The sequence below is a fragment of the Rhodanobacter aciditrophus genome, from assembly GCF_050026795.1.
Classification (GTDB): domain Bacteria; phylum Pseudomonadota; class Gammaproteobacteria; order Xanthomonadales; family Rhodanobacteraceae; genus Rhodanobacter_A.
The window spans coordinates 1,061,767-1,083,558 of record NZ_JALBWP010000012.1 but is presented as its reverse complement, the minus strand read 5'-3'; the positions used below and the strand labels follow the sequence as shown (position 1 = coordinate 1,083,558).

Here is a 21,792-nt window from a genome sequence, read left to right as displayed (position 1 = left end):
GTGGGTATACTGACGCGGTGTTTCTGGCCCGGCCCCCCGGACTTAACCCGGGGCGCCCAAAACCCGGTCCCGGGGGGGGTCTGGCCCCCCCCTCACCCCGGGGGGCCGGCCCGGCCCCAGTGGGTGGGCCCGCCGGCGCGCGGGGGGGTCGCGCCCGCGCGCCGGCGGCCGGGCCGGATTTGCCGGCCCTGCCGACTCACAAAGCCAGGAAGGCGGCTTTGTGAGGTCAATGACGGATCCGGCTCTGGCGTTGCATGCAGGCCGGAACTTCAAGGCTCGCTTTTCACCATCCGCAGGCGCGCCGCCTGTACCCCCGGCAGCGCGCGCACGGCGCGCAACAACTCCGGAATGGCCTCCACCCGCCAGTCCTCGCCCAGCTCCAGGTCGGCCTGGGCGATGGCGTTGTGGTAGCCGTGCAGGCTTACGCTGGCGCGGCCGCCGCGGAAACCGGCCAGGGTCTGGCGCAGCTGCGCGGGGAAGTCGGGACCGATGCCATTCAACTTCACCTGCAGCAGGCGCGCGTGGCGCCGGCAGGCATCCGCCAGGGTGGTGGCGCTGCGGGCGCGCAGCTGGAAGCCGCCGCCGGAGAATTCGTCGATGCGCAGGCCGCCCTCGACGATCAGCATCTCGTCGCGCACCAGCAGCGGCGCCACCTGCTGGTAGAGCTCGCCGAAGAAGCTCACCTCGATGGCGCCGGTGCCGTCTTCCAGCCGCACGAAGGCGTCGCTGTCGCCGCGCTTGCGCACGGCAACCACCATGCCGGCCGCGGTCCACGGCGTGTCGGGGCCGCGGCGGAAGCGGTTGCCGTCGTCGCCGTCGCTCTTGCGCGGGCGGGGCGGCTGGTAGCGCTCGGCGATCTCGCCCAGCGGGCAGGTGGCGAGTTGGGCAAGCTCTTCGCGCCAGGGATCGACGGGGTGGCCGGAGAGGTAATGGCCCAGTGTGTCGCGCTCGCCCTGCAGCTTCTGCTCCAGCGGCCAGTCGGGCGCGGTGGGCAGTTCGATCTGGACTACCGGTGCGGCCAGGCCCATGGCGGCACCGAACATGTCGTTCTGGCCGGACTGGCGGTCGCGCAGGTGCTGCTCGGCGGCCTTGATCGCGTCGGGCAGCTGCAGCATCAGGCTGGCGCGGTTGGGCGCCAGCGCGTCGAGCGCGCCGGAGAGGATCAACGCCTCCAGCACGCGTTTGTTGAGCTTGGTGGGATCCACGCGGCGGCAGAAGTCGGCGAGATCCTTGTACGCGCCGCCACGCTGGCGTTCGGCGACGATGGACTCGCAGGCGCCCTGGCCTACGCCCTTGATCGCGCCGAGCCCGTAGCGGATCACCCTCGGCTCCACCGCGACGAACATATAGTCCGAGGCGTTCACGTCCGGCGGCAGCACGGTGAGGCCGATCGCCCTGGACTCGTCGATGAAGGTCACCGCCTTGTCGGTGTTGTCCATGTCCGACGAGATCGTCGCGGCCATGAACTCGGCGGGGTAGTGCGCCTTCAGCCACGCGGTCTGGTAGGAGACCAGCGCATACGCCGCGGCGTGCGACTTGTTGAAGCCGTAGCCGGCGAACTTCTCCATCAGGTCGAAGATCTCGTCGGCCTTGCTGCTGCTCAGGCCGTCCTTCGCCGCGCCGTCGCGGAACTTGGCGCGTTCCTTCGCCATCTCCTCGACTTTCTTCTTGCCCATCGCGCGGCGCAGCAGGTCGGCGCCGCCGAGCGTGTAGCCGCCCACGATCTGCGCCATCTGCATCACCTGTTCCTGGTAGACCATGATGCCGTAGGTCTCTTTCAGGACGGGCTCGACGCGCGGGTCGGGGTACACCACCTCCTCGCGGCCGTGCTTGCGCGCCACGAAGTTGGGGATCAGGTCCATCGGGCCGGGGCGGTACAGCGCGCCGAGCGCGATGAGGTCGTCGAAGCGGTCGGGCCTGGCGTCCTTCAGCATGCGCTGCATGCCCGAGGATTCGAACTGGAAGATCGCCACGGTCTTCGCCTTGGCGAAGATCTCGGCATAGGTGGTGGCGTCGTCCAGCGGCAGCCTGGACATGTCCAGCGGTTCCTCGCCGCCCTGCGCGCGCCGCACGTTGATCGCCTTCACGGCCCAGTCGATGATGGTGAGCGTGCGCAGGCCGAGGAAGTCGAACTTCACCAGGCCGACGGCTTCCACGTCGTCCTTGTCGTACTGGGTGACCACGCCGCCGCCGCCGGGTTCGCAATACAGCGGCGCGTATTCGGTGAGCGTCTTCTGGCCGATCACCACGCCGCCGGCGTGCTTGCCGACGTTGCGGGTGAGGTTCTCCAGCTTCAGCGCCAGGTCGATCAGCGGGCGCGCCTCGTCCTCGTCCTGCTCGTACAGCTCGCAGAATTCCCTGACGACGCGCTCGGGCTCCTTCTTCGACTTTTCCGTGCGGCCCAGCGCGTCGGAGAGCGTGAGGTCGAGCGGGCGCGGCGGGATCAGCTTGGCGATCTTGTCCACCGCGCCGTAGCCCATGCCGAGCACGCGGCCGGAGTCGCGCAGCACCGCCTTGGCCGCCATGGAGCCGTAGGTGATGATCTGGCTTACGTGGTCGCGGCCGTACTTGCGAGACACGTAGTCGATCACCTCGTCGCGGCGATCCATGCAGAAGTCGATGTCGAAGTCCGGCATCGACACGCGTTCGGGGTTGAGGAAGCGCTCGAACAGCAGGTTGAACTGCAGCGGGTCGAGGTCGGTGATCTTCAGCACCCACGCCACCAGCGAACCGGCGCCCGAGCCGCGGCCCGGGCCCACCGGGATGCCGTGCTGCTTGCCCCAGTTGATGAAGTCCGCCACGATCAGGAAGTAGCCTGGGAAGCCCATCTTGATGATGACGTCGAGCTCGCGCTCCAGCCGCGCCTCGTAGTCGGCCAGGCTGTAGCCCTCGGCCAGCGGCGCGGCGGCGAGGCGCTCCTTGAGGCCCTGCCGCGCCAGTTCGCGGATGTGGCTGTCGAGGTCATGGCCCTCGGGCACCGGGAAGTCGGGCAGGTAGTAGGTGCCGAACTTCAGTTCGAGGTTGCAGCGGCGGGCCAGCTCGACGGTGTTTTCCAGCGCCTCGGGCAGGTCGGCGAACAGCGCGGCCATTTCCTCGGGGGATTTCAGGTACTGCTCGGCGCTGTAGTCGCGCGGACGCTTGGGGTCGGCCAGCACGCGGCCCTGGTGGATGCACACGCGCGCCTCGTGCGCCTCGAAATCGTCGCGCTTGAGGAAGCGCACGTCGTTGCCGGCGACCACCGGCAGCGCGAGTTCGGCGGCCAGTGCAACGGCTGCCGAGTTCCACGCTTCCTCGCCTTCGCGCCCGCAGCGCGTCAGTTCGAGGTACAGGCGGTCCGGGAACAGCCTTGCCAGTGGGCGCAGCTTCGCCAGCGCGGCGTCGTGGCCTTGCGACAAGGCGATGCGTGCCGTTTCGCTCTCGCGGCCGAGCAGGGCGATCAGGCCAGCCGTTGCGTTGGCGGTGAGCCAGCCAGCGTCCACCAGGGCGCGGCCGCCGTGCTGGCCTTCCTGCCAGGCGCGCGAGACGAGGCGCGACAGGTTGAGGTAGCCCTCGCGGTGCTGGCACAGCAGGGTGAGCCGCCACGGGCGCGGGTCGTCCGGCGCGCTGATCCACAGGTCGCTGCCGCAGATCGGCTTGATGCCCGCCGCGCTGCACGCCTTGTAGAACTTCACCAGCGCGAACATGTTGCATTCGTCGGTGAGCGCCACGGCCGGCATGCCCGCCTGCGCGCAGGCGGCGACCAGCGCCTTGATGCGGATGGTCGAATCGACCAGCGAATACTCGCTGTGCAGGTGGATATGGACGAAGCGTGCGGACATGCGGACTCATCGGGTGAGTCCCGGAAGGCTAACCGTGGCGGAGCCGGCTCACAAGCTTGACAGCGTCGCCGCCCGGGCGCGCGAACGCGGCTGTCGCGTCTGCGCGGACGGGCATCGGCGGGCCGGAAGGCGGTCGGCGGCGGCGCCTGTGAAAATGCCGCATCCTGCGGGATTCCCGGGCGCGTCCCACCCACGTCCATACGCAGCTCCGCGACTCGGTTGCTTGCCGTGGCCGATTCGCGGCCGACCACGCGTGGCCGAGCCGGGAGAGAGGTCGAAACTTCGCAGCCCCTCAGCTCACGTGGAAGCGTTCCTCCTCCACGGGCTGCACGTAGTGCTCGAGGCCGCTCACCAACAGCGGCTGGTGGTTGTAGTCGGCGTGCACCGGGACCGTTTCGGCGCGGGCCTTGGCGGTGACCTGGCCGCTGGGCAGCGGGGCGCCGGGTGGCGGCAGGTCGACGGGTGGTCGGCGGTTCGGAAGCATCATGGCACGACTCCTGCGGTTCGTTGGCGCGGGCGGCCGTGCGGTGGCGATCCCTGCCGCCGGCATGGCCGGTGCGTCCATGCGGGCGATGATCCCGATGGTTATGATGCGCCCGATCGGGGCACGGTTGCATGCGATTTTTCTGCACGCTTCCGCGGCCCCGGCACAGCAGCGGGTAGGCGCCGCGGTTGCGGCGGAATCGTCAGAACAGCGCGCCCTGGTCGAGCAGTTGGCGCACCGGCGCGAAGCTGCGCCGATGCTGGGTGCAGGGGCCGAGCCGCTGCAGTGCGGCCAGGTGGGCGGGCGTGGGATAGCCCTTGTGCACGGCGAAGCCGTAGCCTGGATGGACGGCGTCCAGTGCCACCATCAGGCGGTCGCGGGTCACCTTGGCGAGGATCGAGGCGGCGCTGATCGCCGGCTCCAGCGCGTCGCCGCCCACGATGGCGCGCCCGGGGCAGGGCAGCTCCCTGGGCAGCCGGTTGCCGTCCACCAGCGCCTCGTGCGCGGCGGGCGCGAGGCCAGCCACGGCACGGCGCATGCCGACCATGGTGGCCTGGAGGATGTTGAGGCGGTCGATTTCCTGCGCCTCCACTATCACCACGCAGTGCGCCAGCGCCCGTTCGGCGATCTGCGGGTACAGCGCTTCGCGCCGTTTCTCGCTGAGCTTCTTGGAGTCGTCGAGGCCGGCGATGGGACGGGCGGGGTCGAGGATCACCGCGGCGACCACCACCGGACCGGCCAGCGGGCCGCGTCCGGCCTCGTCCACCCCCGCTCTTAAAAAACCTTGGTCAGCCGAAGTCGAGGTATTCATGTTCGCCAGGAAGTTGGTCGGTGCGGAACCGCACGGCGTGTTCGCCTCCTCTCCCCTTTGGAGAGAGGATTGAGGTGAGGGGGCGGGGCTTGCGAAGGACCGAATCGGGGCGTGCACCGATACAGCTTGTCGCCATTGTGTCCCCTCACCCCAACCCTCTCCCCGGAGGGGAGAGGGGGTTGAGCGGCTCCATCAAGTCAGCGATCGCCCCGGCCGCCGCATCCGCCGCGCTGCCGGCGAGGTCCGCGCGCAGGGCGCGGTGCAGCTGCTCGAACGCGGCCACGATCGCGCCGCGGCGCTCGCTGTCGTTGAACAGCGCCAGCACGGCGTCGGCAAGTTTCGCGGCGGTGCAGTCGTCCTGCATCAGTTCGGGCGCGAGCACCACGCGTTCGCCCATGCCGCAGGCACGGGCGAGGATGTTGGGCAGCGCGTAGACGTCGGTCTTGAGCATGCGCAGCAGTTTCGCGATGCGGTAGCTCACGGGCGAAACGCGGTATCCCACCACCATCGGACGCTTGGCCAGCATCGCTTCCAGCGTGGCGGTGCCCGACGCCAGCAGCACCACGTCGGCGGCCTGCATCGCCTCGTGCGCATGGCCATCCAGCAGATGCGGCGCGGTGGTGTCCTGTGGCGCCTGGGCCAGCAGCGCGCGCAATCGTTCCAGCATGCGCGGATTGGCGGCGGGGATCACCACGCGCAGCCCGGGGATCGCGGCGGCCACGCGGCGCGCGGCGTCGAGGAACGGGCCGCCCAGCCGCGCCAACTCGCTGCCGCGGCTGCCGGGCAATACGGCCAGCACCGGCGCATCCAGCGGCAGCTGCAGCGCCTCGCGCGCGGCGGCGCGGTCGGACACCAGCGGAAAGCGGTCGGCCAGCGGGTGGCCGGTGAAGTGCGCATCGATGCCGTGCCGCGCATAGATCGCGGGTTCCATCGGGAACAGGCACAGCACGCGGTCGGCGGAGCGGCCGATCTTCGCGGCGCGCTTCTCGCGCCAGGCCCACACCGAGGGGCTGACGTAGTGCGCCGTGCGCAGGCCGGCCTGCTTGAGCCGTCGCTCCACGCCGAGGTTGAAGTCCGGCGCGTCGATCCCGACCACCACGGCAGGCCTGGCGGCGAGCAGTCGCGCGACCAGCTCCTTGCGCAGGCGCAGCAGGCGCGGCAGGTGCGCCACCACCTCGGCGAGGCCGAACAGCGACAGTTCGCGGATGTCGTACCAGGACTCGAAACCCTGCGCCTGCATGCGCTTGCCGCCGATGCCGACGAAGCGCGCGTCCGGATAGCGGGCGCGCAGGGCCGCGACCAGGTCGGCGCCGAGCTGGTCGCCGGAGTCTTCGCCGGCCAGGAGGGCGATCAATGGGGCAGGGCCGCCGTGCGGTGCGTTGTTCATGCGAAGAGCATAAGCCAGAGCGCGTGTTTGATTTGCCGATATGCGGGGCGCATATCGGCGACGCTTATCGGGCGAGTGCCCTCTCGCTCCGGTCGATGAAATCGAGCATCGCGCGCACGTCGGCGCTGTCCTGCGCCTGCTGGGCGAGCTGCTCGCGCGCTTCGGGCAGCGACAGGCCGGCCATGTACAGCGTGCGGTAGGCGCGCTTGATCGCGGCGATGCGCGGGCTTTCGAAGCCGCGGCGCTTCAGGCCTTCGCTGTTGATGCCGCGTGGCCGGCCGTGCTGCTCGTTCGCCATCATCAGGAACGGCGGCACGTCGGAGCCGACCAGGCAGCCCATCGCGATGAACGCGTGCGCGCCCACCTTGCAGAACTGGTGCACGCCGGCGTAGCCGGAGATGATCACCCAGTCGCCGATCTCCACGTGCCCGGCCAGTGCCGAGTAGTTGGAGAACACCACGTGGTTGCCGACCTGGCAGTCGTGGGCGATGTGCACGTAGGCCAGCAGCCAGTTGTCGTCGCCGATGCGGGTGATGCCGCCGCCGTCGCCGGTGCCGCGGTTGATGGTGACGAACTCGCGGATCAGGTTGCGGTCGCCGATCACCAGTTCCGTGCGCTCGCCGGCGAACTTCTTGTCCTGCGGATCGCCGCCGATGGAAGCGAACTGCGCGATGCGGTTGTCGCGGCCGATCCGCGTCGGCCCCTCGATCACCACGTGCGGACCAATCACCGTGCCGTCGCCGATCTCCACTTCGGCGCCGATCACGCTGTAGGCGCCGATGGCGACGTTGGCGCCGATCTTCGCGGCGGGATCGATCTGCGCGGTGGGATGGATCGAGGGCGTCCGGCTCATTTCTCCGACCTCGCCGCGCACATCAGCTCGCAGCTGGCGACTTCCTTGCCGTCCACCACGGTGCGTGCGGCGAACAGGCCCATGCCGCGCATCACGCGCTTGACCGACACTTCCAGCCGCAGCTGGTCGCCCGGCACCACCGGTGCGCTGAAGCGCGCGTTGTCCACCTTGACCAGATAGAACAGCGGGCTGGCGTTGTTGCCCTTCATGCGGTTGCTGAGCTGGGTGAGCAGGCCCGCGGCCTGCGCCATCGCTTCCACGATCAGCACGCCCGGCATCACCGGGTGGCCGGGAAAATGGCCGTTGAAGAACGGCTCGTTGATGGTGACGTTCTTCAGCGCCACCACGCTCTGGTCAGGCACGATCTCGATCACGCGGTCGACCAGCAGGAACGGATAGCGGTGCGGCAGCAACTGCTGGATCTGTTCCACGTTCACCGGCAGGGTCACGGTCGCGGCGTTGTCATTCATCGTTCTTGTCCTTTTCCAGCGCCGCGAGGCGGCGCGCGAAATCGTCCAGGTGCTTGAAGCGTGCCGCGTTCTTGCGCCACTGGCGGTTGTCCTGCAGCGGGGTGCCGGAGGAATACTCGCCCGGTTCGCGTATCGAGTGCGTGACCAGGCTCTTGGCGGTAATGGTAACCCGGTCGGCGAGTTCCAGATGGCCGAGCACGCCGGCGTTGCCGCCGATCTGGCACCAGCGGCCGATCCTCGCGCTGCCGGCCACCGCGGCGCAGCCGGCCATCGCGGTGTGCGCGCCGATGTGCACGTTGTGGGCGATCTGGATCTGGTTGTCCAGCCGCACGTCCTCTTCCAGCACCGTGTCGTCCAGCGCGCCGCGGTCGATGGTGGTGTTCGCGCCGATCTCGCAGTCGTCGCCGATGCGCACGCCGCCGAGCTGGGGGATCTTCACCCAGTGGTCGCGCTCGAAGGCGAGGCCAAAGCCATCCGAGCCGATCACCGCGCCCGGGTGTACCAGCACGCGCTTGCCCAGCGTCACCCGCGTCACCAGGGTGACGCGCGCCACCAGGCGCGACTGCGCGCCCACGGTGCAGTCCTCGCCGACGACGCAGTGCGGGCCGAGCACCGCACCGTCACCGATCACCGCGCCGGCGGCGACCACGCAGCAGGGGCCGATGCTGGCGCCGGAGCCGACCTTCGCATCGGCATCCACCACCGCGCTGGGGTGGATGCCCGGCGCGGCGGCGGGCATGCGCTCGAACAGCGCGGCCACCCTGGCGTAGGCCACGTAGGGATCGGCGGCGATCAGCGCGTCGACCGGGCAGTCGGCGAGGTGTTCCTCGCGCAGGATCACCGCGCCGGCGCCAGTAGCGGCCAGTTGCGCGGAGTACTTGCCGTTGGAAAGGAAGGCCAGCTGGCCGGCACCGGCATTCGCGAGCGTGGCGATGCCCTCGATGCGGCGGCTGCCGTCGCCGTGCAGACGCAGGCCGAAACGTTCGGCCAGTTCGGCGAGGGTGTGGCTGGGATGGGCGCTCAAGGGCTTCTCCGCGAGGGGGCGGCCATTGTATCGGCAGCGCAGGGGACGTGCGTCACAAAGCGAAAAGCGCGGCAGGCCGCGCTTTTCGCTGGTACGCCGCCTGTGGCCGGCTTCGTCAGAACGTGGAGCCGAAGGTGAACTGGATACGTTCCTCGTAATGGCCGTCGTCGCGTTGGGTGCGGAACGGCAGCGCGAAGTTGATGATCATCGGGCCGATCGGCGCCTGCCAATGCAGCGACAGGCCGGTGGACGCACGCAGCGTGCTGGCATCGAAGCTCTGCCAGTTCTTGTACGCGTTGCCCACGTCGACGAACCAGGAGACGCGTGCGGTGTTGACGTCCTTGAGGAAGGGCAGCGGCAGGTACAGCTCGGCCGTGCCGAGCACCTTGAACGCGCCGCCGATCGGCTGCGAGTACGAGTAGTAGCTGCCGTTGCAGATGCCGCTGGCGTCGGGCGTGCCGGTGCCGGAGCAGATGCGCGGGCCCAGCGTGTTGTCCTGGAAGCCGCGCACGTCGCGCACGCCGCCGGAGTAGAAGTTTTCCCAGAACGGGAAATCGTTGCGCATGTCGGTCAGGGTCTGGCCGTTGGCGGCATAGGCGGCCTTCAGCTGCTCGAACGCGGCGTCGCTGATGCCGTTCTGGCCGTAGGCCTTGCCGTAGCCCACCTGGCCGTCGAGGTACAGCACGAAGCCGTGGCCGATCGGCCAGTAGTGGTTTGCCTCGCCGGTCAGCTTCCAGTACTTCACGGTCGAGCCGGGCAGCGCCACCTCGGAGTTCAGCGACAGCACGCCGCCGCGGGTGGGCGCCCAGTAGCCGTTGCGGGTGTCGAGGTTCCAGCCCAGCGTACCGATGGTCGAGTGGATGGTGTAGTTGCCGATCTCGTTCTGGTAGTCGACCAGCTGCTGCGGCGTGTAGCCGGGGAGCGAGTTGATCTTGTTGCTGCTGAGGCCCAGGCCGGCGCGGATGCTCTGGAAATCGGTGATCGGGATGCCGAGGTAGGTGGAGAACGCCCTCTGGCTGGTGGAGTAGTTCGCGAACTCGCTGTTGCTGACGTTGCCGAAGTCGGTCTTGGAGTAGGTGGCGTTGTAGCCGATGCCCACGCCGTTGTCGGTGAGGTAGGGGTTGTAGTAGTTGACGTCGAAGCGGGTGTAGTAGCTGCTGCGCTCACCGCTCACCGACACGCTGTCACCGCTGCCGAACAGGTTGCGCTGCGACACCGAGGCGGACAGGATGATGCCCGAGTACTGCGAATAGCCGACACCGAACTGCAGGCTGCCGGCGGATTGCTCCTCGACCTTGACGGTGACGTCCACCTGGTCCTCGGAGCCCGGCACACGCTTCTTGTCGATGTCGACCTTCTTGAAGTAGCCGAGCTGCTGCAGGCGGATCTTGGAGCGGTCGATCACCGCCTGCGAGTACCAGGAGCCTTCGAGCTGGCGCATCTCGCGACGCAGCACGTTGTCCTCGGTGCGCGTGTTGCCCTCGAAGATGACCCGGCGCACGTACACGCGTTGGCCGGGCTCGATGTAGAGCGTGAGGTCGACCGTGCGCTTTGCCTTGTCCAGCTTGGGGTACGGCGTGACCTTGGCGTAGGCGTAGCCGATGTTGGCCAGCAGCCCCTTGATCGCCTTGGTGCTGGCCTCGATCGCGCCGCGGTTGAACACCTCGCCCGGCTTGACGAACACCAGCTGGCGCAGCGTGGACTCCGGCAGCACCAGGGTGCCGAGCAGGTGCACGTCGGAAACCTTGTAGATCTCGCCTTCCTTCACGTCGGCGGCGATGTACATCGACTGCTTGTCCGGCGCGATCGTCACCTGGGTGGAATCGATGCCGAAGTCGGCGTAGCCGCGATCCATGTAGTAGGACTGCAGCTTCTCCAGGTCGCCGGAGAGCTTTTCGCGCGAGTACTGGTCGTTCTTCGAATACCAGGACATCCAGTTCGGCGTGCCCAGTTCGAAGCCGTCGCGGATCTGCTTGTCGGTGAACGCATGGTTGCCGACGATGTTGATCTCCTTGATCTTCGCCACCTGGCCCTCGCGGATCTCGATGTCGATCGCCACGCGGTTGCGTTCCAGCCGTACCACGTGCGGGATCACCGAGACGCTGTACTTGCCGCGGTTGTAGTACTGGCGGATCAGTTCCTGCTGCACGTTGTCCAGCGCCAGGCGGTCGAAGGTCTCGCCCTCGGCCAGGCCGATCGACTTCAGACCCTTCTTCAGGTCGTCGGTCTTGATGTCCTTGTTGCCGCGGATGGTGAGCTTGGCGATCGACGGCCGCTCCGTCACCTTGATCACCAGGATGTTGCCGTCGCGCTCCATTTCCACGTCGCTGAAGAACTTGGTCTGGTACAGCGCGCGGATCGCCCGCTGCGCCACGGCGTCGGTCATGCGGTCGCCGCGGCTGACCGGCAGGTAGTTGAACACCGTGCCGGCGGAGATGCGGCTGAGGCCGTCGATGCGGATGTCCGAGATCACGAACGGATCGAAGGCGAGCGCCTTGGCGGAGAGGGAGGCAAGCAGCAGCAGGGCGGCGATACGCTTCATCGTCGGTTCCGGTGGATGGTTTCGATCAGGCCGCCGGCCCGATCAAGGCACGCGGCAGGACGGTGTCCGGCCGCGAGAAAGAACGGGTGCCCGCGAGGGGCACCGGATGCAGCAAGCCACCGCGCGATGGCGCGGCCGGCACGAACGTTTGCGGCGTCGACGAACCCGGGGCGCGGATCATCGGCGTCACGACAGCAGCAGGCGATGGATGTCGTTGTAGAACACCAGGCCCATCAGGCTGAACAGCAGCACCAGGCCGATGTACTGGCCGATCGCCATGGCCTGCTCGCTGAGCGGGCTGCCCTTGACCAACTCGATAAGGTAATACAGCAGGTGGCCGCCATCCAAGACGGGGATGGGCAGCAGGTTCAGCACCGCCAGGCTCAGCGACACCATGGCGAGGAACTGCAGGAACCAGGCCAGGCCCATGTGGGCCATGTCGTTGGCCGTCTGCGCGATGCCGATCACGCTGGACAGGTTCTTGGTGGAGGCCTCGCCGGTCAGCATCTTGCCGATCATGCCGAAGGTCTGCGTGACGTTGCGCCAGGTGCCGGCCAGCGCCTCGTGCAGTGCGCGTAGCGGCCCGTAGCGCAGCGTGGCGGCTTCCAGCGGCGGCGCGCTGATGCCGATCACCCACTCGGCAGGCTGGCCCTGCAGCGATTCGTACCTGGCCACGACTTCCAGCGGAATGGTCCTGCCGTTGCGTTCGACCACGATCGCCAGCTTCGGCGACACCGCCGCGTCCTGCCGCACCAGTTTGCCGACCGCCTCGTAATCAGGCACCGGCTTGCCGTCGATGCTGAGGATGCGGTCGCCGCCCTGCATGCCGGCCAGCGCCGCGGGTTTGCCTGCAAGCACGGTGGCGGCCACCGGGCGCGGCGGAGCCAGCTCCAGGCCCAGGGTCGTGAGGTATCGGTCGATGGGCTGGTCGGGCGGCAAACGGTCCAGCGGCAGCAGCAACTGGCGCTGCGTGCCGTCCGGGTCGCGCACGGTCAGCGGCAGCGGAGTGCGGTCCAGCAGGGCATTGGCCACGGCGTCCAGCGAGTCGCTCCACGTGGCCACGGCGCGGCCGTCGATGCTGAGGATGCGGTCGCCCGGCTGGACGCCCGCCACCGCCGCCATGCTCTGCGGCTTCGCGGTGACGATCGGTGCCGCGTCGGGCCGGCCCAGCATGAACATCAGCCACAACGCGGCCACGGTGAAGATCAGGTTGAAGCCGGGGCCGGCGAGCACGATCAGGATGCGTTTCCACACCGGCTGGGCGGTGAACTCCTGGGCCTGCAGCTGCGGCGGCACCACGCCCTCGCGCGCGTCCAGCATCTTCACGTAGCCGCCCAGCGGGATCGCGGCGATCTGGTACTCGCAGCCGTCGCGGCCGATACGCTTCCACACCGCCTTGCCGAAGCCCACCGAGAAGCGCAGCACCTTCACGCCGCAGCGGCGCGCGACCCAGTAATGGCCGAACTCATGAAAGGTCACCAGCACGCCCAGCGTGACCAGCAACCAGAACACCGAGCCGAAGAAGGAAGTCATCAAGCGCCGTGGCAGAAAATCTATCGGTGACAGGATATCAGCAAGCGCGCCGCAACTGGCGCCGGGCCGCGGCCCGCGCCTCCCCGTCGCGCGCGACCAGAGACTCCACATCGACCACGGCCTGCGGCGGCAGTTCCGCAAGCACGCCCTCCACCACCTCGGCGATGGCCAGGAACGGCAGGGCGCCGGCGAGGAAGGCCTCCACCGCCACCTCGTTCGCCGCATTCAGGATCGCCGGCGCGTCGCCGCCCGCGCGCAGCGCCTGGTAGGCGAGGGCGAGGCAGCGGAAGGTGTCCAGGTCCGGCGCCTCGAATTCGAGGGCGCCGCAGGTGGCGAGAGTCAACGGCGCCACGCCGGACTCCACGCGTTCGGGCCAGGCCAGCGCATGGGCGATCGCGGTGCGCATGTCGGGGTTGCCGAGCTGGGCCAGCACCGAGCCGTCCACGTACTCCACCAGCGAGTGCACCAGGCTCTGCGGGTGCACCGCCACCTCGATGGTGTCGGCTGGCGCGCCGAACAGGTGGTGCGCCTCGATCACCTCCAGGCCCTTGTTCATCAGCGTGGCCGAGTCCACCGAGATCTTGCGGCCCATCGACCACTTCGGGTGCCTGCAGGCCTGGTCCGGCGTCACCGCCGCCAGCTCGGCGCGCGTGCGGCCGCGGAACGGGCCGCCGGACGCGGTGAGGATCAGGCGGCGCACGCCGCTGCCGCGAAGGTCGGGACGGCCGCCGGGCAGGCACTGGAAGATCGCGTTGTGTTCGGAATCGACCGGGATCAGCTCGCCGCCGCCTTCGTGCAGCGCCTGCAGCAGCAGGGGGCCGGCCAGCACGATGGACTCCTTGTTCGCCAGCAGCAGGCGCTTGCCCGCGCGCGCGGCGGCGAGCGTGGAGTCCAGGCCCGCGGCGCCCACGATCGCCGCCACCACGGTGTCGCACAGCGTGCCGGATGCGGCGGCGGTGAGCGCGGCGTGGCCGCTGGCCACCGCGCAGCGCACGCCGGCGGCGGCGAGCCGGCGCGCCAGTTCGCCTTCCAGCGCGGGGTCGGCGATCACCGCGAGTTCGGGGCGATGCGCCGCGCACAGTTCGGCAAGCGCTGCCACGTTGCGGTGCGCGCTGAGCACGCTGGCGCGGAAGCGGTCCGGATGCCGCGCGATCACGTCCAGCGTGCTGGCGCCGATCGAGCCGGTGGCGCCGAGTACCGCGACCCGTTTCATGGCGACGGCCTCACGTCACAGCCCCAGCAACCGCAGGCCCAGCGCGAACACCGGCAGCGCCGCGAACACGCTGTCCAGCCGGTCCAGCAGGCCGCCGTGGCCGGGGAACAGGTTGCCCGAATCCTTCACCTGGGCATGGCGCTTCATCAGGCTTTCCAGCAGGTCGCCCACGATCGACGCAGCCACCGTGAGCACGGCCAGCACGGCGAGGCCGGCCAGGTCGCCGCCGCGCACGCCGAGCAGCCAGCCGCCCAGGAGGCACACCAGGGTGCCGGCGGCCAGCGCGCCATACGCGCCGGCGCGGGTCTTGCCGGGGCTGATCTGCGGCGCCAGCTTGCGCCTGCCGAACGCGCGTCCGCTGAAATACGCGCCGATGTCGGCGGCCCACACGATCACCAGCGCCAGCAGCATCCACCAGTGGCCGTGCGGCGCGCGGCCGTGCAGGGCGACCAGGGCGATCCAGGCGGGAAACATCACGAAGGCGCCGGCCGCGAGTTTCAACGCGCGGTTTTCCGGTGTCGGCGCCGCGCCGCAGGCGAAATGGCGCAGCCACATGCAGGCCAGCAGCCACCAGGCAACGCCCAGCACCAGCACCAGCGAGGTCAGTGGGCCGGCATGCGCCAGCCACAGCAGCGCGAACACCGCGGCGGCGACCGCCAGCACGGCGACGCGCACGGCGGCCTGCCGCACCCCGGCAAGACGCGACCATTCCTCCTGCGCGCCCAGGAATACCGCGGCGCCGACCACGGCGAGCCACGGCGTGGGCAGCAGCAAGATGATCAGGATCGCCAGCGGCGCGAGCAGCAAGGCGGTGAGGACGCGCTGGAACAGCATGCTTAACCCTTGTCCGAGGCGATCTGTTCGCCGGTGCGACCGTAGCGGCGTTCGCGCCGGCCGTAGTCCTCGATCGCCCGGTGCAGGCAGGCCTGGTCGAAGTCCGGCCACAGGGTATCGGTGAAATGCAGTTCGGCATAGGCCGCCTGCCACAACAGGAAGTTGCTGAGCCGGCATTCGCCGCCGGTTCGGATGAACAGGTCCAGCGGCGGCAGCTCGGCCAGGCACATGCGCTGGCCCAGCATGGCCTCGTCGATCGCCTCGGGGCGCAGTGCGCCGCGCGCCACCGCGGCGGCGGCCTGCCGCGCGGCCTGCACGATGTCCCAGCGGCCGCCGTAGTTCACCGCCACGCTGAGCTGCAGCCTGCGGTTGCCGGCGGTGTGCGCCATCGCCGCCTGCATGCGCTCGCGCAGCGGCTCGTCGAATGCGGTGAGGTCGCCCACGAAGCGCAGCCGCACGCCCTGGGCGTGCAGCTCTTCGGTTTCCTTGTCCAGGGCGCGCACGAACAGCGCCATCAGCGCACCGACTTCCTCCTCGGGACGCTTCCAGTTCTCGCTGGAAAACGCAAACAGCGTGAGCGCCTCGACGCCTTCGCGCAGGCAACCCTCCACCACCTCGCGCACCGCCTTGCGGCCGGCGTTGTGGCCGAAGCTGCGTGGCCGGTGGCGCAGCTTCGCCCAGCGGCCGTTGCCGTCCATCACGATGGCGATATGGCGCGGGATGGCGGGTCTGGAGGTCATGGTGCGGAGCGGAGTGATGTTTCTCCCGGCCGGGGAGAAGGTGCCCCGGAGGGGCGGATGAGGGGCGGGTGCCTGCCGTGGTGCAGCCCAGGGCGGATTGCGCCGCGAGGGTGTCGCAAGATTGGCCCCTCTCCCTTTGCCCTCTCCCGGCGGGGAGAGGGGGACGCATGGTGCCGCGCGGGTTCGTTGCCACGGGTGTCGGGGATGTCCGTCTGCCCGGGTTGCGCCGCGAGGCTCGTTACATGGACATCAACTCGTCTTCCTTGGCCTTCACCACGCCGTCGACGTCCTTCACGAAGCGGTCGGTGAGCTTCTGGATCTCGTCGTCGGCGCGGCGCTCCTCGTCCTCGCTGATCTGCTTGTCCTTGAGCAGGTCCTTCACCTTCTGGATCGCGTCGCGGCGCACGTTGCGGATCGCGATCTTCGCGTTCTCGCCTTCATGCGACACGTGCTTGGCCAGCTCGCGGCGGCGTTCCTCGGTGAGCGGCGGCAGGTTGAGGCGTATCACGGTGCCGGCGGTGGTCGGCGTGATGCCGATGTCCGAGGCCAGGATGGCCTTCTCGACCGGGCCGACCAGGCTCTTGTCGAACGGCGTGATGATGATGGAGCGCGCATCGCCCAGGGCGACCGAGGCCACCTGGTTCAGCGGCATCTCCGAACCGTAGGCGGGCACCCTGATGCCGTCCACCAGCGCGGTGCTGGCGCGGCCGGTGCGCAGGCGGGTGAGCTCGTGCTTGAGCGCGTCGATGCTCTTGCCCATGCGGGTCTGGGCATCGGTCTTGATGTCGTTGATCATGGGCGTTTTCCGGTGGAACTGGTCAGCCGGCGAGTATAGCAGCGCCGGCCGCGGCGGCCGGCGGGGCGCTCAATTGTGGACCAGGGTGCCTATCGGCTCGCCGCGCATGATGCGCAGCAGGTTGCCGGGCACCGTCATGTCGTAGATGCGCAGCGGCATGTCGTGGTCGCGGCACAGCGCGATCGCCGCGGTGTCCATCACCTTGAGGTTGCGCTGGATCACCTCGTCGTAGCTCAGGTCGTCGTAGCGCCTGGCGTCCGGGTGGCGCGCGGGGTCGGCGGTGTACACGCCATCGACCTTGGTGGCCTTGAGCAGCAGGTCGGCGCCGATCTCCACCGCGCGCAGCGCGGCGGCCGAGTCGGTGGTGAAGAACGGGTTGCCGGTGCCGGCCGCGAACAGCGCGATGCGGCCCTTCTCGATGTGGCGGATCGCCCGCCGGCGGATGAAGTCCTCGGCCACGTCGTGGATCTGGATCGCGCTCATCACGCGGGCATAGCCGCCACGCTTCTCGATCGCGTCGGCCATCGCCAGCGCGTTCATCACGGTGGCCAGCATGCCCATGTGGTCGCCGGTGACGCGGTCCATGCCGGCCGCGGCCAGGCCCTCGCCGCGGAAGATGTTGCCGCCGCCGATCACCACGCCCACTTCCACGCCGGCCCTGCGTACCTCGATGATCTCGTCGGCCAGTCGTCCGATCACCTTCGGATCGATGCCGTAGTCGGCCTCGCCCATCAGCGCTTCGCCGGAGAGCTTGAGCAGGATGCGGCGGTACTGGGGCTGGTCGCTCATGGGGTCTCCGGATTGTGCTGGCGCAAACCGGCGCATTGTAGCGATTGTGACCAGGTGCGGCGAGCGCGGCGCGGCTACCGGGTGCAAAAAAGGCGGGGCCGCGACGGCCCCGCCCTTCGCTACAGTGCCGGGAAAACTCAGGCGAGGTTCTTCGCCGCGAAGTCCCAGTTCGCCAGGTTCCAGAACGCCTCCAGGTACTTCGGGCGGGCGTTGCGGTAGTCGATGTAGTAGGCGTGCTCCCACACGTCCACGGTGAGCAGCGGCTTGTCGCTGCCGGTGATCGGGGTGGCCGCGTTGGAGGTGTTGACGATGCCCAGCGCGCCGTCCGGGCGCTGCACCAGCCAGGTCCAGCCCGAGCCGAAGTTGCCGGCGGCGGACTTGGTGAATTCCTCCTTGAACTTCTCGAACGAGCCGAACGCCTTGCTGATCGCGTCGGCCAGCTTGCCGCCGGGTTCCTTGCCGCCCTTCGGGCTCAGCGAGTTCCAGTAGAAGGTGTGGTTCCAGATCTGCGCGGCATTGTTGAACACGCCGCCGGAGGACTTCCTGACGATGTCCTCCAGTGCCGCGTCCGCGAACTCGGTGCCCTCGATCAGCTTGTTGAGGTTGGTGACGTAGGCCTGGTGATGCTTGCCGTAGTGGTACTCCAGCGTCTCGGCGGAGATGTGCGGTTCGAGCGCGTTCTTTTCGTAGGGCAACGGGGGGAGTTCGATCGCCATGAGTGGCTCCTTGAGGTTGGCTGGGAGAGGGATCGCGGCGGCCGACGGCCGCCGATGGCCGACTGATACAATACCGGTCCGCCTGCATTGTAAAGATGAAGCATCCAGCCATGGACGTAAACGAGCGAATCAAATCGCTGCTCGCCGCGCACCCGATCGTGCTCTTCATGAAGGGCACGCCGGAATTCCCGATGTGTGGTTTTTCCAGTCGTGCCGCCCAGGCGCTGCAGCAGGCCGGCGCGCCGTTCCACGCGGTGAACGTGCTGGCCGATCCGGAGATCCGCGCCGCACTGCCGCACTATGCGAACTGGCCGACCTTCCCGCAGCTCTTCATCGAGGGCGAGCTGATCGGCGGCTGCGACATCATCGTGGACCTGCAGGCCTCCGGCGAGCTGGCGCGCATGGCCGGCGACGTGACCGGGGCAGCGCAGGAATGACGCTGCCGACGGTGCGACTTCCCGCTGGCTGGACGCCGGCCGGCGACGCGCTGGCCGGCCGCGTGGTGCTGGTCACCGGCGCCTACGGCGGCCTGGGCGGCGCGGTGGCGCGCGCGGCGACGCGCGTCGGCGCCACCGTGGTGATCAGCGGCAAGCGCAAGCGTCAGCTGGAGCAGTTATATGACGCGATGCTGGCCGAAGGCCTGGCCGAGCCGGTGATCCATCCGCTGGACATGGAGACCGCCACGCCGCGCGAGTACGCCGCGCTGGCCGACGGCCTGCGCCACGACTTCGGCCGGCTGGACGGCATCGCGCACTGCGCCGCCAGCTTCGCCGGACTCACCCCGATCGGCATGCACAAGCCCGACGACTGGCTGCGCGCGATGCACGTCAACGTCAACGCGCCATTCGCGCTCACCCAGGCCTGCCTGCCGCTGCTGCAGGAGGCGCCGGACAGCGCGGTGGTGTTCGTGCTGGACGATCCGGTGCGGCTGGCGCGCGCGCACTGGGGTGCCTACGGCGCCTCGAAGGCGGCGCTGGAGCGCTTCGCCGCGATCCTGCACGAGGAGACCGACGAGAGCCCGCTGCGCGTGCACGCGCTGCTGCCCGCGCCGATGCGCACCCGGCTGCGCCGGCAGGCGTACTTCGGCGAGGACACGATGCAGCACCCGCCGCCGGACGCGACCGCCGACGCCATGGTCTGGCTGCTCGGCGCGCAGGGCCTGCCCGCCCGCGGCCGCGTGCTCGACCTGCGGGAAACGGCATGACCGACATCCATCGTCAATCAGGGGTGCGCTGATGGAAACGCAGATGACCACCCTGGCGGCGGGGATCATGCTGTTCCTGATCATGGACCCGCTGGGCAACATCCCGATCTTCCTCAGCCTGCTCAAGGACGTGCCGCCCAAGCGCCGCCGCCGCGTGATGGTGCGCGAGCTGCTGATCGCGCTGGGCGTGCTGCTCGGTTTCCTGGTGGGCGGGCAGGTATTGCTCAACCTGCTGCAGCTGAAGCCCGACTCGATCAGCATCGCCGGCGGCATCGTGCTGTTCCTGATCGGCATCCGCATGGTGTTTCCGCCGGCGGATGGCGGCGGCATCTTCGGCAAGTCCGGCGGCGGCGAGCCCTTCATCGTGCCGATGGCGATTCCCGGCGTGGCCGGGCCCTCGGCGATGGCGGCGCTGCTGCTGCTCACCAACACCCAGCCGGGCCGCACCGCCGACTGGGCGATCGCGCTGGTCGGCGCCTGGCTGGCCACGGCGCTGATCCTGCTGTGCTCCACCTACCTGTTCCGCTGGCTGGGCGAGAGCGTGCTGACCGCGCTGGAACGCGTGATGGGCATGCTGCTGATCGCGCTGTCGGTGCAGATGTTCCTGGGCGGCGTGGCCGCGTACCTGCACCTGCACATCTGATTCGCCGCGCCGCATAACCGCCTTGTCATGATCGCCGGCCACGATGGGGCAAACCCGGCGTGGAGGCGATCATGCTCAGCATCGAACGGACGCTTGTCGAACGCTTGCCGTGGCTGGCCGGGCGCCCCGCCTTGCGGCGCCCGCTGACGGAAGCACTGGCGGGGCTGGCCGGAGAGCACGATTTCAACGCCGCCCTGCGGCGCCTCGGCGCGGCCGAGGGGCTGGATTTCGTCGAGCGCGCGCTCGACATGCTGGGCCTGCGCTGCCGGCTCGACCCGCGCGAGCGCGAGCACGTCCCGCTCGACGGCCCGCTGCTGGTGGTGGCGAACCACCCGCTGGGGATGGCCGATGCGCTGGCGCTGCTGCACGTGGTCGGCTCGGTACGCCGCGACGTGCGCGTGCTGGGCAACGACTGGCTGGCGGCGATGCCGCAGCTGCGCGGCCTGCTGCTGCCGGTGGACGTGTTCGGCGGCGGTGCGCGCTCGCGCCTGCGCGAGGTGTGTCGCGCGCTGGACCGCGGTGAGGCGTTGATCCTGTTTCCCGCCGGCGAGGTGTCGCGGCTGGGGCCGGCAGGCGTGCGCGACGGGCGCTGGTCGGACGGTTTCGCGCGCCTTGCGCTGCGCCACCGCGCGCCGGTGCTGCCGGTGCACATCGCCGCGCGCAATTCGGCGGCGTTCTATGGTATGTCGATGCTGGCGCGGCCGCTGGGCACCGCGATGCTGCCGCGCGAGGCGCTGGTCTCGGGCCGGCGCCTGGGCCTGAGCATCGGCGCGCTGGTCGACTGCGAGGAGCTGGCACGGCGCGGCGGCGGTTCGCCGCAGCAGATCGCGCGCCTGATGCGCCGGCACGTCTATCGTGTGGCGCATCGCCGCGGCCTGGTGTTCGGCGGCCAGGCACCGCTGGCGCTCCCCGAACCGGCCGAGCTGGTGGCGGCCGGACTGCGGCAGGGCGAGAAACTGTGCGACTTTCCCGACGGCAAGCAGGTGTGGCTGCTCGACGGGCTGGCCGACGGGCCGCTGCAGCGCGAGCTGGGGCGCTTGCGCGAGCTGGCTTTCCGCAAGGTGGGCGAGGGTACCGGCCACCGACGCGACCTCGACGCTTTCGACGCGCACTACCAGCACCTGCTGCTGTGGGACCCGCAGGCCTGGCGCCTCGTGGGCGGCTACCGGCTGGGTCACGGCGGGCGCGTGCTTGCCGCGCAAGGCCTGTCCGGCCTCTACAGTGCCAGCCTGTTCCACTACTCGCCGGCGCTGGAATCGCGGCTGGCGCAGGGGCTGGAGCTGGGGCGCAGCTTCATCGCGCCGGCGTACTGGCGTTCGCGTGCGCTGGACCAGCTGTGGCGCGGGATCGGCCTGTACCTGCAGCGACATGGCGAACTGCGCTATCTGTTCGGTCCGGTGAGCCTGTCCGCGCAGTTGCCGCACGAGGCACGCGAGTGGATCGTGGCCGCGCACCGGCACTACTTCGGGGCGCCGGGGCTGGCCACCGCGAAGCAGCCGTTCCGGGTATCGGCCGATGTCGATGCCGGTGTACAGGCGGAGCTGCAGGGGTTGGCGGCCGACGCGGGGCTCGATCGACTGGACCGCCGTCTCGGCGCGCTGGGCGTGAGCTTGCCGGTGCTGTACCGCCAGTACGTGGGGCTGGTCGAGCCGGACGGCGCGCAGTTCCTGGACTTCGGCGAGGATCCGGGCTTCTCGGGTTGCGTGGACGGGCTGGTGATGCTGGAGCTGGCCCGTCTGAAGCCGGCCAAGCGCGTCCGTTATCTCGGTGAGGCCGTCCGGCAGGCGTGAAGCATTTGCCAAACTGTCATACAATGCCGTTAAAGTCCGTTTAACAACTGATTGGCAGGCGGGATGGCCCCGCCACCGTCGTATCGCCGGACCAAAACACTGGGGAAACCATGAGCTCGTCCGCCCGGGCTGCCCGGGGAGCGCG

19 protein-coding genes are annotated in these 21,792 nt (G+C 69.4%); 4 read left to right on the top strand and 15 right to left on the bottom strand.

Going from position 1 to position 21,792, the window contains the following annotated elements; all coding sequences use genetic code 11:
* Nucleotides 1-269: 269 nt before the first annotated feature.
* The 15 genes from dnaE to sodB form a co-directional block, all read right to left on the bottom strand.
* Entirely contained in the window at nucleotides 270-3,818 is a 3,549-nt protein-coding gene (gene dnaE, locus ACQGNW_RS18075) for a DNA polymerase III subunit alpha (RefSeq protein WP_426664766.1), read from the bottom strand.
* Between the two features lie 292 nt (nucleotides 3,819-4,110).
* Nucleotides 4,111-4,305: a hypothetical protein gene (locus ACQGNW_RS18070; protein WP_426664765.1), complete on the bottom strand. Its 195-nt coding sequence runs from the start codon at nucleotides 4,303-4,305 to the stop codon at nucleotides 4,111-4,113.
* A 199-nt stretch (nucleotides 4,306-4,504) separates the two neighbouring features.
* Nucleotides 4,505-5,113: a ribonuclease HII gene (gene rnhB / locus ACQGNW_RS18065; RefSeq protein WP_426664764.1), complete on the bottom strand. Its 609-nt coding sequence runs from the start codon at nucleotides 5,111-5,113 to the stop codon at nucleotides 4,505-4,507.
* A gap of 145 nt (nucleotides 5,114-5,258) precedes the next feature.
* Nucleotides 5,259-6,500, bottom strand: a complete 1,242-nt coding sequence (lpxB, locus tag ACQGNW_RS18060) for a lipid-A-disaccharide synthase (protein ID WP_426664763.1) — start codon at nucleotides 6,498-6,500, stop codon at nucleotides 5,259-5,261.
* Nucleotides 6,501-6,564: 64 nt separating this feature from the next.
* A complete protein-coding gene (lpxA, locus tag ACQGNW_RS18055) occupies nucleotides 6,565-7,353 on the bottom strand; it encodes an acyl-ACP--UDP-N-acetylglucosamine O-acyltransferase (protein ID WP_426664762.1) in 789 nt (262 codons plus the stop codon).
* Entirely contained in the window at nucleotides 7,350-7,823 is a 474-nt protein-coding gene (gene fabZ, locus ACQGNW_RS18050) for a 3-hydroxyacyl-ACP dehydratase FabZ (protein WP_426664761.1), read from the bottom strand. Before fabZ ends, lpxA begins: the two co-directional genes overlap by 4 nt.
* The gene (gene lpxD, locus ACQGNW_RS18045; RefSeq protein WP_426664760.1) at nucleotides 7,816-8,847 is read right to left on the bottom strand and encodes a UDP-3-O-(3-hydroxymyristoyl)glucosamine N-acyltransferase; all 1,032 of its coding nucleotides are present in this window, start codon (nucleotides 8,845-8,847) and stop codon (nucleotides 7,816-7,818) included. Before lpxD ends, fabZ begins: the two co-directional genes overlap by 8 nt.
* Before the next feature lie 115 nt (nucleotides 8,848-8,962).
* On the bottom strand, nucleotides 8,963-11,389 hold the full coding sequence (bamA, locus tag ACQGNW_RS18040; RefSeq protein ID WP_426664759.1) for an outer membrane protein assembly factor BamA: 2,427 nt from the start codon (nucleotides 11,387-11,389) through the stop codon (nucleotides 8,963-8,965).
* Nucleotides 11,390-11,575: 186 nt separating this feature from the next.
* Nucleotides 11,576-12,922 carry an RIP metalloprotease RseP gene (gene rseP / locus ACQGNW_RS18035; protein ID WP_426664758.1) on the bottom strand — a complete coding sequence of 449 codons (1,347 nt, stop codon included), beginning with the start codon at nucleotides 12,920-12,922 and terminating at the stop codon, nucleotides 11,576-11,578.
* A gap of 37 nt (nucleotides 12,923-12,959) precedes the next feature.
* A complete protein-coding gene (locus tag ACQGNW_RS18030; RefSeq protein ID WP_426664757.1) occupies nucleotides 12,960-14,135 on the bottom strand; it encodes a 1-deoxy-D-xylulose-5-phosphate reductoisomerase in 1,176 nt (391 codons plus the stop codon).
* A gap of 15 nt (nucleotides 14,136-14,150) precedes the next feature.
* Nucleotides 14,151-14,969, bottom strand: a complete 819-nt coding sequence (locus ACQGNW_RS18025; RefSeq protein ID WP_426664756.1) for a phosphatidate cytidylyltransferase — start codon at nucleotides 14,967-14,969, stop codon at nucleotides 14,151-14,153.
* 2 nt (nucleotides 14,970-14,971) lie between these two features.
* A complete protein-coding gene (gene uppS / locus ACQGNW_RS18020; protein WP_426664755.1) occupies nucleotides 14,972-15,709 on the bottom strand; it encodes a polyprenyl diphosphate synthase in 738 nt (245 codons plus the stop codon).
* A 238-nt stretch (nucleotides 15,710-15,947) separates the two neighbouring features.
* The gene (gene frr / locus ACQGNW_RS18015) at nucleotides 15,948-16,505 is read right to left on the bottom strand and encodes a ribosome recycling factor (protein ID WP_426664754.1); all 558 of its coding nucleotides are present in this window, start codon (nucleotides 16,503-16,505) and stop codon (nucleotides 15,948-15,950) included.
* A 69-nt stretch (nucleotides 16,506-16,574) separates the two neighbouring features.
* On the bottom strand, nucleotides 16,575-17,294 hold the full coding sequence (gene pyrH, locus ACQGNW_RS18010; protein WP_426664752.1) for a UMP kinase: 720 nt from the start codon (nucleotides 17,292-17,294) through the stop codon (nucleotides 16,575-16,577).
* A gap of 137 nt (nucleotides 17,295-17,431) precedes the next feature.
* Complete coding sequence (sodB, locus tag ACQGNW_RS18005; protein WP_426664751.1) at nucleotides 17,432-18,010, bottom strand: superoxide dismutase [Fe]; 579 nt, start codon at nucleotides 18,008-18,010, stop codon at nucleotides 17,432-17,434.
* A gap of 110 nt (nucleotides 18,011-18,120) precedes the next feature.
* On the opposite strand from sodB, the gene grxD reads away from it, so the two are divergent.
* The 4 genes from grxD to olsF all read left to right on the top strand — a co-directional run bounded on the left by grxD (nucleotide 18,121) and on the right by olsF (nucleotide 21,647).
* Nucleotides 18,121-18,447 (top strand): Grx4 family monothiol glutaredoxin, encoded by a 327-nt coding sequence (gene grxD, locus ACQGNW_RS18000; protein ID WP_426664794.1) that lies wholly within the window; start codon nucleotides 18,121-18,123, stop codon nucleotides 18,445-18,447.
* Nucleotides 18,444-19,214 (top strand): SDR family NAD(P)-dependent oxidoreductase, encoded by a 771-nt coding sequence (locus tag ACQGNW_RS17995; protein WP_426664750.1) that lies wholly within the window; start codon nucleotides 18,444-18,446, stop codon nucleotides 19,212-19,214. The genes grxD and ACQGNW_RS17995 overlap by 4 nt, the downstream gene beginning before the upstream one ends.
* A gap of 43 nt (nucleotides 19,215-19,257) precedes the next feature.
* The gene (locus tag ACQGNW_RS17990) at nucleotides 19,258-19,857 is read left to right on the top strand and encodes a YhgN family NAAT transporter (protein ID WP_426664793.1); all 600 of its coding nucleotides are present in this window, start codon (nucleotides 19,258-19,260) and stop codon (nucleotides 19,855-19,857) included.
* Between the two features lie 71 nt (nucleotides 19,858-19,928).
* On the top strand, nucleotides 19,929-21,647 hold the full coding sequence (olsF, locus tag ACQGNW_RS17985) for a bifunctional ornithine lipid synthase OlsF (protein ID WP_426664749.1): 1,719 nt from the start codon (nucleotides 19,929-19,931) through the stop codon (nucleotides 21,645-21,647).
* The last annotated feature ends 145 nt before the right edge of the window (nucleotides 21,648-21,792 follow it).